We start from the raw sequence: 17,578 nt of genomic DNA on the forward strand, positions 1-17,578 counted from the left end.
CCGTGATCGAGCTGAGCAGCCTCACCCCCGCCGCCCAGGCGATCGACTCCGGCCGCGTGCACGAAGTGGTCATCGTCGGTTCCGGTCCGGCGGGCTACACCGCCGCGATCTACGCCGCCCGCGCGAACCTCGCCCCGGTCATCATCGCCGGCGCCGTCACGGCCGGTGGAGCGCTGATGAACACGACCGAGGTAGAGAACTTCCCAGGGTTCCCCGAGGGCGTCATGGGCCCCGAGCTCATGGACAAGATGCAGGCCCAGGCCGAGAAGTTCGGCGCCACCGTCATCTACGACGACGCCACCTCCGTCGACCTCGCCGCCCATGTCAAGACCGTGACCACCGCCGAGGGTCACATCTACCGGGCCCGGGCGGTGATCCTGGCCAACGGCTCGGCCTACAAGGAGCTCGGCCTGGACGGCGAGAGCGAGATGACCGGCCGCGGAGTGTCCTACTGCGCCACCTGCGACGGGTTCTTCTTCCGCGAGCAGCACATCGTCGTCGTCGGCGGCGGTGACTCCGCGATGGAGGAGGCCACCTTCCTCACCAAATTCGCCTCCAAGGTCACCGTCGTCCACCGCCGCGAGGAACTGCGCGCCTCCAAGATCATGGCCGACCGCGCCATGGCCAACCCGAAGATCGACTTCGCCTGGAACAGCGAGGTCACCGCGATCCACGGCACCGACAAGGTCACCGGAATCACCCTGCGCGACACCCTCACCGGCCAGGAGCGCCAGCTGGACGCCACCGGGGTGTTCGTCGCCATCGGGCACATGCCGCGCACGAACATGCTCGCCGGGCAGGTCGACCTCGACGAGAACGGCTACATCGTCGTCACCTCGCCATCCACGGCCACGACCCTCCCGGGGGTGTTCGCGTGCGGGGACGCCGTGGACCACACCTACCGCCAGGCCATCACCGCCGCCGGCACCGGGTGCGCGGCCGCACTGGACGCCGAGCGCTACCTCGCCGCCCTCGGCCAGGCCGCCGAGCCGGACACCGACGCCTCCCAGACCCCACAAGGAGCGGTCGTCGCGTTCTGACGCGAGACGCGTTGAAGACTTCCCGTAAGAGGAACCACCAACGGCGACCCCCGCCGCTGACCTGCCCTGACGCACCCGCTCACTCTCGGACCGTCCCGCAAGCCCCGTCCGGCCATGTAGCCGGACAGGGGGCGCTATCCGAGACGCTCACGTTGGCCTCCGGCGAGCGGGTACGGTCGTCGCGCTGTGCGGCACAGGTACGTTCGGCCAGTGCAACCACGGCCGGCAACAGCGGCTTAGTCTGCAGGATCGTCCGACGCCGGCAGCGGAACTGTCCGACGCGGGCGCACTCACTTCCCCGTGTCGATGGTGGCGGCTGCGGCGTCGTAGCGGTCGAGCACAATCGAGGTGAGTCGGGGGTTCGCGCCCAGCGGTGCCGTGACGACGTCGGCGCCGGCCTCCAGCACCCGGTCGTAGAAGTACCCCGGCGCGAGCAGGTACGCGGCGACTACGACCTGGGGCGTGACGGCGTCCCCGTCCCGCTGCTCCGGGCCCGCCGCGTCGGCGAGCGCGGCACGCGCGGCTGCGACGGCCTCTGGCACCGAGGGCTGTGCCTTGGCCCCGTAGCCCACGGCCACCGGCCCGGGGTGCCACTCGCGAAGCCCGGCGGCGACCCTCTCGACGTCGCGGGCGGCGCCGCTGCGGCTCGATCCCGCAGCGGCCACCACGACGGCGTCGTGCGGTCGCACCCCGGCCTCGGTGAGCCGTTGCGCGAGGAGGTCGACGAGGCGGTGGTCCGGTCCGAGCGCCGGGGTCGCCACCGCCCGGCCGGGCGATCCGTCACGGGCCGCGACCGCCTCGGCGATGTCCACCTCGACGTGGTACCCACCCGAGAGCAGGAGCGGCACGACGACCGCACCTCTCCCGCCGCCGTCGGCCGTCACCACCGACGTCACGACGTCGGCCACCTCCGGCTGCTGCACGTCCACGAAGGCCTCCCGAACCTCCAGCCCTGGCCGGGCGGCGCGGACGTCGTCGAGGATGCTGCGGACCACCTGTCGGCCGACGTGGTCGTTGGTCCCGTGCGAGCAGCCGACGAGGACGGGGGCCGCGGCCCCCGAGCGCTCCGGTGTCGGCCGGACCGAGGTCTGCGTGGTCATGTGAGCTCCAGTCTGTAGCCGCGTTTCACCACGGTCTTCACCAGGTCGCGGCGGCCGGCGGCCTCCCGCAGCCGCGCGACGGCGACCTCCGCCGCGTGAGGGTCGCACGAGTCGCCGGGCAGGGCCGCGAGGAGCTCGTCGCGGGACACGACCTCGCCGCGGCGGGAGGCGAGGACGCGGAGCACCTCCAGGGAGCTCGGCGACAGCGGCAGGACCTCACCGTCGAGGACGGCGAGGCGCGACCGGATCTGCAGGGGACCGGCGACGGTCGCGAGCGCCACCGTCTCCGCGTGCTCGTAGTGGGCGACGAGGCAGCGCACGAGCGCGCCGAGGCGGCCCCGGTCGGGCTGGAGCGGGGTCACGCCTCGGCGCTCGAGTGGACGGGCCGTCACCGGGCCGACCGCCGCCGCCACCATCCCGTTCCGGAACCGGTCGACGACAGGCGCACCGAGACCCTGCTCCTCGGCCGCACTCAGCCACGCCTCGGCGCCCGGCGCGGAGGTGAACACGACGGCGTCGATCTCGCCGGTCGCCGCCGCCAGCACCGAGGCGTGCAGGGCGTCGGGGTCCGGTGGCGGGCCCCACCGGTAGACGACGAGGCTCGCGACGGCCGCTCCCGCCTCGGCGAGCACGACGTCCAGCCCGTCGGCGCCCGCGCCGTGGTGCTGGATGGCGATGCGCAGGCCCGCGACACCCTCTCCGAGGAGGAGGTCGGCGATCTCCGCGGAGCTCTCCGACTCCGCCACCCAGTCGGCCGTGAGGCCCGCGGCCTGGATCGCGCCGCGCGCCTTGGGGCCGCGCGCGACGATCCGCGCGCCGGCGAGGACCGCCAGGAGCGGGTCGGCGATGCCGTGGGCGTCGGCCGCCTCGATCCACGAGCGGAACCCGATCCCCGTCGTCACGACGACGACGTCGGGCGGGTCGTCGAGGAGGGCGAGCGTCGCGGCGTGCAGCCGGTCGTCGTCGACGTGCGGGACCATGCTCAGTGCCGGCGCGTAGCGAACCTGCGCGCCGCGGCGGCGCAGCGCCGCGCCGAGCTCCTCCTTGCGCCGATCCGCCGTGACGAGCACCGTGCAGCCCGCCATGACCTGCCGCAGCATGCGCTCGTCCGGCGCGGGTGCCGGCTCGACGGCCACCCCGCTCATGCGACGAGCACCTGGGCGAGCCGGCCCTCGGCGGCGACGTCCCCGACGACGATGACCGCCGGGGAGCGGACACCGACCTCGGCCGCGCGCCTCACGACGTCGCCCAGCACCGCGCGCGTGACGCGCTGTCGCGGCGTCGAGCCGTTCTCGACGAGGGCGACCGGCAGCCCCGGGTCGGCCCCGGCGGTGAGCAGCTGGGCCATGAGGCGGGGCAGCTGCGAGACGCCCATGAGGATCACCAGGGTCGCCGTCCGGTCTCGTGCGGAGACCAGCGCCGCCTCGTCGAGGGTGTCGTGCCCGCTGGTGACGTGGAACGCGGCGACGGTCCCGCGGTGGGTCAGCGGGATGCCGGCCAGCGCGGGGACGCTCAGCGCGCTCGAGACGCCGGGCACGACCTCGACGGGGATCCCGGCGGCCTGGCACGCCGCGACCTCCTCACCTCCCCTGCCGTAGACGAACGGGTCCCCGCCCTTGAGCCGCACGACGCGCCGGCCGCGGCGGGCCTGGGCGATGAGGATCGCGTTGATCTCCTCCTGCGGGACGGGGTGGTGGCCCGGGGTCTTGCCGACGTCGACGACCTCGACCCCGGGCGCGAGCTCGTCGAGCACGTCGACCGGGCCGAGCCGGTCGGTGACGACGACGTCCGCCTCGGCGAGGGCCCGGCGTCCGCGCACGGTGAGCAGGTCGACCGCCCCGGGCCCGCCCCCGACGAGCACGACCGAACCCACTCCACCGGACGCGCGACGGCGTCCGCGCCGACCGCCGCCCGACGTGCTCGTGGGCGTGGGGGCGGTGCGGTCGCGCACGGCCCCAGCGTCGACGCACCACGTCTGCCGCTCCTCGGCCCACCGGGCCACCGCCCGGTCCACCGCCGGGTCGTCCGTCGCCGCGAGCGCCAGCCAGACGCCGTCGAGGTCGGTCTCCTGCACCTCGCGCGCCAGCCAGGTGAGGGACCGACCGGACGCAGGGTCGTCGACGAGCAGTCGGAGGTCCGCGCACAGGCCGGGCGCGACGACGCGGACGAGCGCGCCGTCGTCGAGCATCGCGCGGACGCTGCGGGCGGCGACACGGCCGCCACCGGCGACGAGCACGGTCCGGCCCGCCAGCTCGAGCCCGAGGAGGGTGGTCATCACGCCACCTCGCGTCCGGGCGCGGACGGCACGGCCACGTGCACGACGCCGTCGCGCACCGTGACCGGCCAGGTGCGCAGGTCCTCGACCGCGTCCACCGGCTCGAAGCCGGCCCTGTCCAGGCACCGGCCGGTCGCGAGATCGAAGACCTGCTTGTACATGGGGCTCGCGACCGTCGGGCGGCCGCCGCGCGTCCCGACGATCCCGCGGGACATGACGTTCGCGCCGCAGAACGGGTCTCGCTGCTGGACCGCGCGGACCGTGTCGTCCGGCAGCCGGAACAGGGCGACCTGGGTGCCGTGCACGAGGGCGGCGGCGCCGCGCTCGATGAGGAGGTCGTCGAGCAGGCAGACGGCCTCCCACGTCTCCACGTCGTCGTCCAGGCCGGGCTGCGGGGCGTGGGACAGGGCGCTCATCGACGCACCTCCAGGGTGGTACCGGCGATCAGGGTGGGTGCGGCGTCGTCCTCGCGGGCGACCGCCCTCTCGGTGGCCGTCGCCGGACGGATCTGGCCGCGCTCGACGACGTAGGCGAGGTCGGGGTCGGGCTCCGACGGCGCGTTGACGAAGGAGCCGAAGCGGCGCAGCTTGTCGGGGTCCTCGAGCACCGCCTTCCACTCGTCCTCGTAGGCGTCGACGTGCCGTGCCATGGCGGCGTCGAGGTCGGCGCCGATCCCGAGGGAGTCCTCGATGATCACCTCGCGGATGGCCTCGAGCCCGCCCTCGTAGTCCGCGACCCAGGCGGCGGTGCGCTGCAGCCGGTCGGCGGTGCGGATGTAGTACATGAGGAAGCGGTCGATGGTCCGGAGGAGCTCCTCGGAGGTGAGGTCCTCCGCGACCAGCTGCGCGTGCCGCGGGGTGAAGCCGCCGTTGCCGCCGACGTACACGTTCCAGCCCTTGTCGGTCGCGATGACGCCGACGTCCTTGCCGCGTGCCTCGGCGCACTCGCGCGCGCAGCCCGACACCCCGAGCTTGAGCTTGTGCGGCGAGCGCAGACCGCGGTAGCGCAGCTCGAGCTCGACCGCCATGCCCACGGCGTCCTGGACGCCGAACCGGCACCACGTCGACCCGACGCACGACTTCACCGTGCGCAGCGACTTGCCGTACGCGTGGCCGGACTCGAAGCCGTTGTCGACCAGCCGGCGCCAGATGTCGGGCAGCTGCTCGATCCGTGCGCCGAACATGTCGATCCGCTGGCCGCCGGTGATCTTCGTGTACAGGCCGAAGTCCTTGGCCACCTGGCCGATGACGAGCAGCCCGTCCGGGGTGATCTCGCCGCCGGGGATGCGGGGGACCACCGAGTAGGTGCCGTCCTTCTGGATGTTCGCCAGCACGTGGTCGTTGGTGTCCTGCAGTGCCGCCTGCTCGCCGTCGAGGATGTGGCCGTTGCCGAGCGAGGCGAGGATCGAGGCGACGACGGGCTTGCAGATGTCGCAGCCGCGTCCGCCGTCGCCGAAGCGCCCGATGATCTCGCTGAAGGTGTGCAGGTCGGCGACCCGGACGGCGTCGAAGAGCTGGGCGCGGGAGAGCTCGAAGTGCTCGCACAGCGCGGTCGAGACCTCGACGCCGGCCCGCTGGAGCTCGGTCGTGGTGATCTTCTTGACGAGCGGGAGGCACGAGCCGCAGGAGGTGCCGGCTCTGGTGCAGGCCTTGACGCCCGCGAGGTCGGTGCACCCGTGCTCGGTGACGGCGCCGCGGACGGTGCCGGCGCTGACGTTGTTGCACGAGCAGACGGTGGCGTCGTCGGGCAGCTCGAGCGTCGGGGCGGATCCGGCACCCTGAGGCAGCAGGAACAGGCCCGGGTCGCCGGGCAGCTCCGCGCCGAGCATGGGGCGCAGCGTCGCGTAGGCGCTGGCGTCGCCGACGAACACGCCGCCGAGCAGGGTGCGCGCGTCGTCGGACAGGACGAGCTTCTTGTAGATGCCGGCGACGGGGTCGGCGTGGACGAGCTCCATCGCGCCCTCGGTGCGCGCGAAGACGTCACCGAAGCTCGCGACGTCCACGCCCTGCAGCTTGAGCTTGGTGGCGGTGTCGGCACCGGGGAAGGTTGCCTCCCCGCCGAGGAGGCGGTCGGCGATGACCTCCGCCATGGCGTAGCCCGGTGCGACGAGGCCGATGCACCGGCCCTCGATGCACGCCACCTCCCCGATCGCCCACACGTGCTCGTCGGCGGTCCGGCACGCGAGGTCGACGACGGCGCCGCCCCGCTCCCCCACGGGCAGGCCGCTGGCGCGGACGAGCTCGTCGCGCGGCCGCACGCCCGTGGCGAGGACGACGACGTCGACGTCCAGGCGCCCGCCGTCGGCGAAGTCGAGCCGTCCGACGTCCCCGGTGCGCCGGGAGGCCACCATCGCACTGGTCGCGGTCTCGCAGCGGACCGCGATGCCCATGTCGTTGATGAGCCGCTTGAGCGCCTGCCCACCGCCGAGGTCGATCTGCGCGTCCATGAGGTGCGTGCCGAACTGGATGACCGTGGCCTGCGCACCCAGCGCCTTGAGCGCGCCCGCCGCCTCGAGACCGAGGAGCCCCCCACCGATGACGGCACCTCGCACGGGGCGCTCCCACCCGGCTGCGGTGGTGACCCGCTTGCGCTCGACCCAGGAGCTGAGGGCAGCGAGGTCGTCGATGGTGCGGTAGACGAAGACGCCGGGCAGGTCGGTCCCGCGGACCGGCGGCCTGGCCGCGAAGGAGCCGGTGGCGAGCACGAGCTCGTCGTAGCCGTGGACCCGGCCGAAGCGGTCGGTGACCGTGCGCGCCTCCCGGTCGATCGCGGTGACGGCACAGTCGTGGTGCAGCGTGACGAGCTCGTCGTCCCACAGTGCCGGGTCCCCCAGCGTCAGCTCCTCGGGGTTGCGTGCCGAGAAGTAGCTCGTGAGCGCGACACGGTCGTACGGTGCGCGGGGCTCCTCGGCGAACACCGTGATGCGCCAGGTACCGGCGTGGTCACGGTCGCGCACCGCCTCGACGAGGCGCTGGGCGACCATGCCACCGCCGACGACGACGAGGTGGCGGGTGGGTTGCCCCTGCGGGACGGGATCGGTCTGGGGTCCGGTCACAGCGAGCTCCTGACATGTGGTGGGGCGAGGGGGCCTCGCTCCCGTCCAGTACGGGTGTGTGGTCCGGGGACGTTGCTCACGACGCTACGGAGCCACGGTTTCCCGGCCGTTCCGCGAGTGTTGCCACGACGTAAATCGTGTCTCTCGAAGGACGTGAGGCCCGTGTGAGAACGGGGGGCGTGGGCGGGACGGCGGTACCGCCCGCCCGCACCGGGACCGGTCATCGCCCGGTGCTCTCTGCCACGGCGTGGCGGACCGTGCCGTCGGGCGGCTCCGCGGCCGCGAGCCAGTCCGCGATGCCGCAGACGACGTCCGTGCACCCGCCGCACCCGGTCGTGGCGCGGGTCCCCCGGGCGAGGTCGTCCGCGCTGCGTGCCCCGTCGTGCCAGCACGCCACGAGGTCACCCTTCGTCACGCCGTTGCACTGGCAGACGGTGGTCTGGTCGGGCATCTGAGTGGGAGTCGTCGCCTGGACCGGAGGGGGTCCCACCGGCCGGAGCAGCAGGTGGGCCGGGTCCGCCGGGACGGGGACACGCCGGGTGTACGTGGCGGTGAGGTCGGCGCCGACGTCCGCCGCACCGACGCACGTCGCGCCGACGAGCAGCCCGTCGGCGACCACGACCTCGACGTGTCGCCCAGCCGCCGGGTCGCTCAGCGTCAGCGTCCGGTGCTCGGGCGCGCGACCTGCACCGGACACCCCCATCGTGACGATCTCGAGGCCGGCGGCCTTGACGCGGACGACGTCGACGCCGGTGGCGGCCGCTCCGGCGGGCCCGCCGGTCTCGGGCGCGACCGGACGCACGACGGCGCTCGTCGCCAGCCGCAGCGCCATGCTGGGTCGGTCCCCGTCGCCGGTGCCTGCCCGCGGCCGGTGGCCGGGGAGGCGGTCGGCGGCCGGGGACCCGCCGGAGGGCGCGTCCTCACGTGGCCGGACTTCCGAGGCGAGAGCGGCGGCGAGGCGCCGCGACTGGTCCCACCCCTGCGCGATGAGGCCGGTGGAGCCCTCGGGCGGCTCTGCACAGTCCCCGATCGCGAAGACGCGCGGGTCATCCGGGCTGGCGAGGTCCTCGCCCACGACCACGCCCCTGCCCACCGTCAGGCCCGCGGCTCGCGCCAGGCCAGTCTCGGGCGTGGTGCCGCATGCGAGCACGACGAGGTCCGCTCCGATGTCCACGAGGCTCGTTCCTCCCGCCGCGCCGGACGACGGCGCAGCCCCTGCGTCGTCGGGCGTGCGGAGCTCGACCCCGCAGACGCGCCCGTGCCGGTCGGTGCGGACGGTCTCGGTCAGCGCGTTCGTCCACGTGTGCACCCCGAGGCGGGCCAGGCTCGCCTCGACGACGCGCCCGGCGTCGGGGCCGAGCTGACGGTCCATCGGGCTCGCGCCGCCGTGCACGACGCTCACCGGCACTCCCCGGTACGCCAGGCCGCACGCCACCTCGAGGCCGAGCACGCCCGCCCCGATGACGACGGCGTGCCGCGCGTTGACCGACGCGGCGACGATCCCGCGCGCGTCGTCCAAGGTGCGCAGGGCGTGCACGCCACGCGGGAGGCCCGCTGCCTCATCGGTGATCCCCGCGATGTCCGGGACACGGGCCGCGGCGCCGGTCGCGAGGACGACGGCGTCGTAGGGGTAGGCGCCGTCGGCGGTGATGACGCGGCGCGCGGAGCGGTCGATGGCGATGGCCTCGGTACCGCGGCGCACCGCCACGCGGTCGTCGTCCGCGCCGGGCAGGCCCATCGCCGCAAGGTCGACCTTCCCGGCGACGACCTCGCTGAGCAGGACGCGGTTGTAGGGCTCGTACTCCTCGGCGCCGAGCACCGTGATCTCGACGGCGCCCGCCTCGTCGTCGCTCAGGTGCGCGACGAGGTCGCTCGCGAACCGGGAGCCGACCATGCCGTTGCCGACGACGACGACGCGCCTCCTCGGGGCGTCGACGGGGCTCATGCGACCACCTCCGTGTCGTCGGCGCGCTCCGCGCGGCGCACGTCCACCGCGCACACCTTGAACTCGGGCATGCCGGAGACGGGGTCGGTCGCGTCGGTCGTCACCCGGTTGACGCTGCTGGTGCCACCCCAGTGGAAGGGCATGAACACCGTGTCGGGGCGGATACGGTCGGTCCACCGCGCCGCGGCCTCGACGTGGCCGCGGCTCGAGGTGAGCCGCACCTGCTCGCCGTCGGCGATCCCGAGGCGTGCGCCGAGCACCGGGTGCATCTCGACGAACGGTGCCGCCGCGGCGCGCACGAGCTCGGGGACGCGGCGCGTCTGCGCGCCCGACTGGTAGTGCTGCAGGACGCGACCCGTGACGAGGTACACCGGGGCGTCGGCGCGGACGTCGTCGCTCGGGCCGACGTGGTCGACGGCGACCATCCGCGCCCGCCCGTCCGGCGTGCCGAAGCGGTCGAGGAACAGGCGGGGTGTGCCGGGATGGGGCGCTGCGGCGTCGTCGGTGGCGGGGACCGGCCAGAACAGGCCCGGGCCGCCGGCTGCCTCGTCCGCGTCGAGGCGTGCGTGGCTGAGCCCGGAGTAGTCGGCGACGCCGCCCGCCGACGCGCGCGCGAGCTCGGCGAAGACGGCGGCGGGCTCGGCGGGGAACGGGACCGCCGAGCCGAGGCGGCGGGCGAGCTCGGCGAGGACCCACAGCTCGGAGCGCGCGTCGCCGGGCACCGGCAGGACCCGGCGCCGGCGGATGACGCGGCCCTCGAGCGAGGTCATCGTGCCCTCCTCCTCCGCCCACTGCGTGACGGGCAGGACGACGTCGGCGAGCAGCGCCGTCTCGGAGGGCACGACGTCGCACACGACGAGAAGGTCCAGGGCGCGAAGGTTCGCCTCGACCTGCCGGGCGTCGGGGGCGCTGACGACGACGTTGGAGCCGTGGACGAGCAGCGCGCGCGGGCGCCCGTCCTCGGTATACGTGCCGGTGCCGCGGGCGCCGAGCGACCGGAGCAGCTCGACGGCCGGGCGCCCGGGGCCGGGGATCGAGACGGGGTCGACGCCCCACACCGCGGCGACGTGGGCGCGTGCCACCGGGTCGCTGATCGAGCGGTAGCCGGGGAGCTGGTCGGCCTTCTGCCCGTGCTCGCGCCCTCCCTGCCCGTTGCCCTGACCGGTCACGGCCCCGTAGCCGGAGCCCCGGCGGCCCGGGAGCCCGAGCGCGAGGGCGAGGTTGATCGCGGCGGTCACGGTCGCCGTGCCCTGGGTCGACTGCTCGACACCGCGCCCAGTGAGCACGTACGCGCCCGCCCCGCCGCGGGCGGGCGACGCCGCGGCGAGGAGCCGGGCGACGTGGCGTAGGCGACCGGCGGGCACCCCGCACACCGTCTCCGCCCGCTCGGGCCACCACGCGGCCACGGAGCGCCGCACGTCGCCGAATCCGGTGGTGCGCGCCGTCACGTACTCCATGTCGAGGAGCCCCTCGGCGATGACGACGTGCAGCAGCGCGAGCAGCACGACGAGGTCCGTGCCGGGGACGGGCTGCACGTGCACGCCCTGGTCGCCCACCGGCCCGGCACCACCGGTCGCCGGGACGGGCTCGCCGGTGAGTGCCGCCGTCGCGCTGCGGCGGGGGTCCACGACGACGAGCCCGCCGCGCGAGCGCACACCGGCGAGGTGCTGCACCGACGGGGGCATCGTCTCGGCGAGGTTGGAGCCCAGCAGGAGGACGGCGTCGGCACCGGCGAGGTCGGTGAGCGGGAAGGGCAGCCCCCGGTCGACGCCAAACGCCCGGTTCGCACCGGCGGCGGCGGAGGCCATGCAGAACCGGCCGTTGTAGTCGATGTTCGCGGTGCGCAGCACGGTCCGGGCGAACTTGCCGAGCGCGTACGCCTTCTCGTTCGTCAGGCCACCGCCGCCGAACACCGCGACGGCGTCTGGGCCGTGCTCCTGCTGGATCCGGCTGATCGAGCCGGCGACGACGTCGAGCGCCTCGTCCCAGCTCGCCGGGTGCAGCTCGCCGTCGTCCCCGCGCAGCAGCGGGGTGGTGAGCCGGTCGGGGGCGCCGAGCACGGCGGCGCTGGTCCAGCCCTTCTGGCACAGGCCGCCCCGGTTCGTGGGGAACTGGCGCGGGGCGACGGTGACGGTGCGGTCCGGCTCGGCCGTGAGCGACATGGCGCACTGGAGCGCGCAGTAGGGGCAGTGGGTGTCGGCCGTGGTCGGCTCCGCGATCGTGCGCACGGCGGGCGTCGGCGTCATGCTCCGCACCCGCTCAGATCCTCGCGCCCGCGAGCGCCGCACCGGGACGCCGGTACACGGCCCACGCGACGACCGCCATGACGGCGTACATGCCGATGAAGGCCCACAGCGCCGGGACGAGGGAGCCGGTCATGCTGGTCGACGCCGCGAACCCGCGCGGGATGAGGAAGCCGCCGAACGCCCCGACGGCCCCGGCGATGCCGATGCAGCCCGCCGCGGCCTGCCGGGCGCGGGCGCGGACGTCGCCGGTCGCGCCGTCGCCGGTCGCGGCGGCCGCGCTGGCCTGGAAGACCGCGGGGATCATCCGGTACGTCGAGCCGTTGCCCACGCCGGTGGCGACGAAGAGGAGGAGGAAGGAGCCGAAGAACAGGCCGAAGCTGTCCCGCTCGAGGGCCTGGATCGCGCCGAGGGCCCCGAGCGCCATGGTGCCGTACGCGGCGATCGTCACGGGAGTCCCGCCCACCCGGTCGGCGATGACGCCGCCGAGCGGGCGGGTCAGCGAGCCGACGAGCGCGCCGAGGAAGGCGATCGACACCCCGACCCCGGGGAACTGGGCTCCCAGCAGCATCGGGAACGCCCCGGCGTAGCCGATGAACGAGCCGAAGGTGCCGATGTAGAGGAAGGAGATGATCCACGTGTGCTTGTTCCGCGCGGCCGCGGCGAAGGACCGGGGGTCGGCCCGCGCCGCCGAGAGGTTGTCCATGCAGCGCCACGCGAGGACGGCCCCGAGCACGATGAACGGCACCATCATGAGCCCCGCCCGCTCCAGCGCGACGCCGGCCCCGACGGTGATGACCAGGGGCACCGCGAGCTGGACCGCGGCCGTCCCGAGGTTGCCGCCGGCCGCGTTGAGCCCCAGCGCCTTGCCCTTCTCCCGCTCGGGGTAGAAGAAGGAGATGTTCGCCATCGAGGAGGCGAAGTTTCCACCGCCGAAGCCGGCGAGCGCCGCCACGGCGAGCAGGACGCCGAAGGAGGTGCCCGGGCGCTGGACGACGAGGGCGAGCGCCACCGTAGGGAGCAGGAGGAGGAGCGCGGAAACCACCGTCCAGTTGCGGCCCCCGAACAGTGGCACGGCGAAGGTGTACGGGATGCGCAGCGTCGCGCCGACGAGGCTCGGCACGGCGACGAGCCAGAACTGCTGGTCGATAGTCAGGGCGAAGCCGGCGGCCGGGAGCTGCGGGACGACGATGGACCACAGCGCCCACACGGCGAAGCCGACGAACTCGGCGAAGATCGAGATCCGCAGGTTGCGGGACGCGACCCGCCGCCCGCCGTCGTGCCAAAAGGTGGCGTCCTCGGGATCCCAGTGGTCGATCCACCGGCCGGGGCGCCGGTGCCCGGGAGCGTCGGAGGCGGTGCCGGCCGGTGCGGCGCCGGACGGGTGCGGCGCGAGCTCGTCACCGTGGGGTGTTCTCGTGGTCGCGGTCATGGCGGCTCCTCCAGTAGGTCCCGGTCGGTACCAGGGACGCTAGGAGTGCCGTGTTTCGTCGGGTCGTTCCCGCGGTGAACCGTGCGTTAGGAAGAACGCACACCCTCGCGCGGGCCGGTGTGAGAAGCCGAAGGGAGCCGCCTACCGCCGTCGGCTCACGGCGTCGGGGCGAGGTGCTCGCGCAGCTCCCGGTCGATCGTGCGCGCCCACGCGCGGATCGCCGTCCAGTCGCGCTGGTCGCCCTGGGGCGCCCTCGTCAGGCGCGTGACGGAGCGCTCGCGCAGGTTGAGCACCGCCGGGTCGAGGCGGCCGTCGAAGGTCGCCGCGCCGACGGGGTCGACCCCCGAGAGCACGGCCGTCTCGATCCGCAGCGGGTCGTCGGCCTCGGCGCCGGCCAGGCCGACGGAGAACACCCACGTGGGCAGGGCCGCGAGCGCCGCGGCGTTCCGCTCGGCGAAGTCGCGTGCCGGGGCCATCCACCGCGACATGTAGACCGCGGAGCCGAGGACCACCGCCTCGGCGTCACCGGCCTCGGCGGTCTCCACCGGCTCCCGTCGCACGACGTGGCCGCGGGACTCGAGCTCCGCGGCGATCGTGTCGGCGACCTCGGCGGTCGAGGAGTGCTTGGACGCGGCGACGACGAGGATGCGCATACGTCCACTGTCGCCGCCCGGCGCACCGGTCGCGAGGGACTTTCGTCCGGTTCTACCGGTGGACGCGCAGCTCGTGCTCACGGTCGAGGAAGCTCCCGTAGCGCCCGGCCGCCTCCTCGAGCGCGGCCTCCTCGGCGGTGGAGAGGAGCCGGTAGGGCACGACGTCGAAGCGGACCCGCGCGCCGACCGTGCGCCGCATGCTCCCCACCAGCTGGGCGTCGACGAGCGCCATCCCGATCGCCGCCTCCCGTCCGCGGGGCACCACGCCCGCGGCGTCGAGCACCATCCGGCTGTCCTGGTAGCCCCGGTACGTCTCGTCGAGCAGCTGGAGGAGGTGCCCGGCGGGCGTCCCCGGGCCGGACGGCGCCGAGCCCGGCGTGTGCCAGTACGTGCGGCCGTCGTGGGTGAAGGTCTCGAGCCGGTCGCGGCAGAGGTCGAGGCCGCGCCGCACGTCGGTGAGCGTGAGGGTCGCCCAGTAGGCGAGGTCGCGCGCGGTCGCCGGCCCGTGCCCGGCGACGTAGCGCCAGGCGAGCTCGGCGAGCGCCTCCTCCCGGTCCAGCCGCCGCGAGGCGGTCACCCGGTCACCGAACAGCGCGTAGGTGTGGGTGCCCTCGCGCTCCCGGCCGCTGCACACGAGCCGGTCGAGCTCGAGGAGGCCGAGCAGGAGCATGAGGACCTGGCCGGACGCGGCGAGCCCCCGCTCGGCGAGCGCCGCGCCGAGCTGCCCGCGGTCCTGGTCGGGCTGCGCCGCCAGCGCCTCGCACACAACGGTGGCCGCGCGCTCGAGCTCGGCCGGGCCCCACCCGTGCAGCTCGGTGAGCTGGCGGAGCACCACCGGACGCACCCGCGGCGCGGTGAGCTCCAGGAGCCACCCGATGTCCTCCGCCGCGACGAGGTGCCACGTGGGACGCAGCACGTGGGTGCGCACGACGTCCCCGGCCGCGAGGAGCGCGTCGAGCTCCGCGGCCCGGGGCCGGACGGTCCGGCACGCGACCGCCCACCCCGCCTGCTGCCGGTTCTCCCCCTGGACCGCGAGCAGGCCGCGGACGACGGCATCGGCGTCCGGCGCGGGCTCCGTGAGGTGCTGGGTGCGCAGCCGCCACCGGGCGATGTCGTGGTCCGTCACCATGACGCGACGCTACGTCCGGATGCGGTCAGGTTCCGTCCTCATGTCCCCGCAACCACTCGAGCACCGCGAGAACGCGACGGTGGTCGTCGGTCGAGGGCGGCAGGTCGAGCTTGTCGAAGATCGCCGAGACGTGCTTCTCCACCGCCTTGGGCGTGACGACCAGCGCCCGGGCGATCGCGGGGTTCGTCCGGCCCTCGGCCATGAGGGCGAGGACCTCCCGCTCGCGCGGGGTGAGCCGGTCCAGCGGGCGGGCCCGCCGCGCGGCGAAGAGCTGGGAGACGACGGTCGGGTCGAGCACTGTGCCGCCGGCGACGAGCCGCTCGAGTGCCTGGGAGAGCTCCGCGAGCGCGGACACGCGGTCCTTGAGGAGGTAGCCCACTCCCCCGCCGGTGGCGAGCAGGTCACCCGCGTAGGACTCCTCGACGTACTGGGACAGGACGAGCACCGCCGTCCCGGGCAGCTCCTCACGGACGGCGAGCGCCGCGCGCAGGCCCTCGTCGGTGAACGACGGCGGCATCCGGACGTCGACGACAGCGACGTCGGGCCGGTGCTCGCGCGCGGCGGCGACGAGCTGCTCGCCGTCGCCGACGGCCGCGAGGACCTCGCACCCCGCCTCCTCGAGGAGGCGGACGAGGCCCTCGCGCAGCAGGACCGAGTCCTCGGCCAGCACGACGCGCACGCGGCGGATGCTACGGGATCGCCGCGCTCACCACGGTGCCGCGTCCGTCCGCGCTCTCGACGTGGAGCTCGCCATCGACGCCGGCGAGCCGGTCCCGCAGCCCGGCCAGCCCGTGGCCCTTGCCCGGGTGCGCCCCGCCCACTCCGTCGTCGGCGACGACGACGCGGAGCACGCCGTCGTCGTCGACGCCCACGCGCACGGCCACCCGGGTGGCGGCGGAGTGCTTGGCCGCGTTGGTCAGCGCCTCGGTGACGACGAAGTAGGCGGCGGACTCGCGCGCGGGGGCCAGGCGCTGGCCCGGGGCGAGGGCGATGTCGGTCTGGACGGGGATGGGGCTCTGCCCGGCGGCGGAGACGACGGCGGCGGCGAGGCCGCGGTCGACGAGGATCGGCGGCGCGATGCCCCGCGAGAGGGTCCGGAGCTCGGCGAGGCTGCCCTGGACGTGCTCGAGGCTCTCGGTGAGCAGGGCGCTGGTGGCCTCGCGGTCCCCGTCGGCGAGGCGGCGCTGGGCGGCCTGCAGGTCCATCGACAGGCGGACGAGACGCTGCTGGGGGCCGTCGTGGAGGTCGCGCTCGATGCGCCGCAGGGTCTCCGCCTCGGCGCCGACGACGGCGGCCCGGCTCTCGGTGAGCGTGCTGACCCGCTGCTCGAGGGCGGCGTGGCTGGTGCCGGCGAGCGTGAGCCGCGCCCAGGCGTGGTGTACGTGCACCAGGCCGCGCACCACCCACGGTGCGGAGGCGAGGAAGAGGACGCCGGTGAGCACGGTGATCGCGTTGTCGAGCACCGGGCCGGACGCGCCGAGCAGGTCGGCCAGGCCGATGTCGCCCTCAGGCAGCGCCCACGAGTACAGCGGGTAGGTGAGGCCGCCGAGGCCCACCGCCCACCACGTGATCGTGAGGACGAAGGACGCGATCGAGATCGGGAAGTTGAGGACCTGGAAGAGCAGGTCGAGCCAGGCCTGCCCGTCGGTGAGGCGTCCCCGGACCCACGCGGTCCCCCGCCGGCCACCTCGGTACGGCAGCACGGCGGGCAGCGGGAACCCGACCTCGGCGAGGCGGCGGCGCTCGAGACCGCCCACCGCCCTGGCCGCGGCCAGACCCGCGGCGAGGACCAGCAGGCCGAGGAGGAAGGCGGCGAGCGCGGTGACGCCGACCGTGACGGTCGTGACGACGAGGACGAAGCCGACGACGGCGAGCGGGAAGGACAGCAGGAGGTAGCGGCTCTCCCGGGCGGTGCGCCGCAGGAGCCGGCGCGGGCGCGAGCTCGCGGTCATGTCTGCCTCTTCTCGGTGCGGCCGGCCGGGGCCACCGGTCGATCCTAGGGGGTGGCCGGGGTGGTCTGCGGTGGCGGTGGGACGCGGTGTGGTGGTCATGGCTCCAGCCTTCCCGGCGGCGCCGGCGCAGTCAGGAGGGCGTCCCGGCGTCCTCGTGGTGGGGCAGGCCCTACCTCGCGTGTCGGGACCGCCCCGGTCGCGGCCGGGCCACTTCTCCAGTTCGATGGGCGGACCTCTACGAACAGGAGTGTGTGATGGAACCCTGGGTCTGGATCGTCATCGGGGTCGTGGTGCTGGCGATCGTCATCGCCGTCGTGCTCTCGGCCTCCAAGAAGCGCAAGCAGCGGCAGCACGAGGAGCGCGCCCGTCAGGAGCGCGAGAACCGCGAGCACGCGCGCGACCTGCGGGCGCACGCGGAGGAGCAGGACATCGCCGCGCGGGAACGGGAGGCCGCTGCCCTCCAGCAGCAGGCCGACGCGCAGCGCGCCCGCGTCGAGGCGGACCGCCTGGAGCAGGAGGCCCGCAAGCGCACCGAGGCCGCCGAGGAGGCACGTCACCAGGTGGAGCGCGAGCGCGCCGACGCCGACGCCCTCGACCCCGACCTCTCCGCGGACGGTGACCTCACCCGGGACACGGCCGACTTGCCCCACCCGGACGAGGACCCGACCCACGGCAGGCACGCCGCGGACGGGGACACGACGCCGCGCTGACGGTGGCACAGACGTGAGGGGTTCGGGTCCGTGACGGACCCGAA

General features: G+C 74.7%; 14 protein-coding genes. 2 read left to right on the plus strand and 12 right to left on the minus strand.

Annotated features, from left to right (window positions below; translation table 11 throughout):
• Positions 1 to 11 precede the first annotated feature (11 nt).
• Positions 12 to 1,040 (plus strand): thioredoxin-disulfide reductase, encoded by a 1,029-nt coding sequence (gene trxB, locus ACWPXV_RS07855; protein WP_454084819.1) that lies wholly within the window; start codon positions 12 to 14, stop codon positions 1,038 to 1,040.
• Between the two features lie 290 nt (positions 1,041 to 1,330).
• Here trxB and ACWPXV_RS07860 read toward each other — a convergent pair whose 3' ends face one another.
• The 12 genes from ACWPXV_RS07860 to ACWPXV_RS07915 all read right to left on the minus strand — a co-directional run bounded on the left by ACWPXV_RS07860 (position 1,331) and on the right by ACWPXV_RS07915 (position 16,824).
• Positions 1,331 to 2,140, minus strand: a complete 810-nt coding sequence (locus ACWPXV_RS07860; protein ID WP_454084718.1) for a sirohydrochlorin chelatase — start codon at positions 2,138 to 2,140, stop codon at positions 1,331 to 1,333.
• Positions 2,137 to 3,285, minus strand: coding sequence for a uroporphyrinogen-III synthase (locus tag ACWPXV_RS07865; RefSeq protein ID WP_454084719.1), 1,149 nt, complete (start codon positions 3,283 to 3,285; stop codon positions 2,137 to 2,139). The genes ACWPXV_RS07860 and ACWPXV_RS07865 overlap by 4 nt, the downstream gene beginning before the upstream one ends.
• A complete protein-coding gene (gene cobA / locus ACWPXV_RS07870) occupies positions 3,282 to 4,415 on the minus strand; it encodes a uroporphyrinogen-III C-methyltransferase (RefSeq protein WP_454084720.1) in 1,134 nt (377 codons plus the stop codon). Before cobA ends, ACWPXV_RS07865 begins: the two co-directional genes overlap by 4 nt.
• Positions 4,415 to 4,831 carry a nitrite reductase small subunit NirD gene (nirD, locus tag ACWPXV_RS07875; protein WP_454084721.1) on the minus strand — a complete coding sequence of 139 codons (417 nt, stop codon included), beginning with the start codon at positions 4,829 to 4,831 and terminating at the stop codon, positions 4,415 to 4,417. The genes cobA and nirD overlap by 1 nt, the downstream gene beginning before the upstream one ends.
• On the minus strand, positions 4,828 to 7,398 hold the full coding sequence (nirB, locus tag ACWPXV_RS07880) for a nitrite reductase large subunit NirB (protein ID WP_454084820.1): 2,571 nt from the start codon (positions 7,396 to 7,398) through the stop codon (positions 4,828 to 4,830). Before nirB ends, nirD begins: the two co-directional genes overlap by 4 nt.
• A gap of 292 nt (positions 7,399 to 7,690) precedes the next feature.
• Positions 7,691 to 9,415, minus strand: coding sequence for an FAD-dependent oxidoreductase (locus tag ACWPXV_RS07885; RefSeq protein ID WP_454084722.1), 1,725 nt, complete (start codon positions 9,413 to 9,415; stop codon positions 7,691 to 7,693).
• Positions 9,412 to 11,661 carry a molybdopterin oxidoreductase family protein gene (locus tag ACWPXV_RS07890; protein ID WP_454084723.1) on the minus strand — a complete coding sequence of 750 codons (2,250 nt, stop codon included), beginning with the start codon at positions 11,659 to 11,661 and terminating at the stop codon, positions 9,412 to 9,414. Before ACWPXV_RS07890 ends, ACWPXV_RS07885 begins: the two co-directional genes overlap by 4 nt.
• 13 nt (positions 11,662 to 11,674) lie before the next feature.
• Positions 11,675 to 13,090: an MFS transporter gene (locus ACWPXV_RS07895; protein WP_454084724.1), complete on the minus strand. Its 1,416-nt coding sequence runs from the start codon at positions 13,088 to 13,090 to the stop codon at positions 11,675 to 11,677.
• 155 nt (positions 13,091 to 13,245) lie between these two features.
• Positions 13,246 to 13,743 carry a flavodoxin domain-containing protein gene (locus ACWPXV_RS07900; protein ID WP_454084725.1) on the minus strand — a complete coding sequence of 166 codons (498 nt, stop codon included), beginning with the start codon at positions 13,741 to 13,743 and terminating at the stop codon, positions 13,246 to 13,248.
• A gap of 52 nt (positions 13,744 to 13,795) precedes the next feature.
• Entirely contained in the window at positions 13,796 to 14,872 is a 1,077-nt protein-coding gene (locus ACWPXV_RS07905) for a DNA glycosylase AlkZ-like family protein (RefSeq protein ID WP_454084726.1), read from the minus strand.
• Positions 14,873 to 14,897: 25 nt separating this feature from the next.
• Positions 14,898 to 15,551: a response regulator transcription factor gene (locus ACWPXV_RS07910; RefSeq protein ID WP_454084727.1), complete on the minus strand. Its 654-nt coding sequence runs from the start codon at positions 15,549 to 15,551 to the stop codon at positions 14,898 to 14,900.
• A 10-nt stretch (positions 15,552 to 15,561) separates the two neighbouring features.
• A complete protein-coding gene (locus ACWPXV_RS07915) occupies positions 15,562 to 16,824 on the minus strand; it encodes a sensor histidine kinase (protein WP_454084728.1) in 1,263 nt (420 codons plus the stop codon).
• 254 nt (positions 16,825 to 17,078) lie between these two features.
• Between ACWPXV_RS07915 and ACWPXV_RS07920 the strand changes: the two genes are divergently transcribed.
• Entirely contained in the window at positions 17,079 to 17,534 is a 456-nt protein-coding gene (locus ACWPXV_RS07920) for a hypothetical protein (RefSeq protein WP_454084729.1), read from the plus strand.
• The last annotated feature ends 44 nt before the right edge of the window (positions 17,535 to 17,578 follow it).

The organism is Georgenia sp. Marseille-Q6866, from assembly GCF_965111665.1.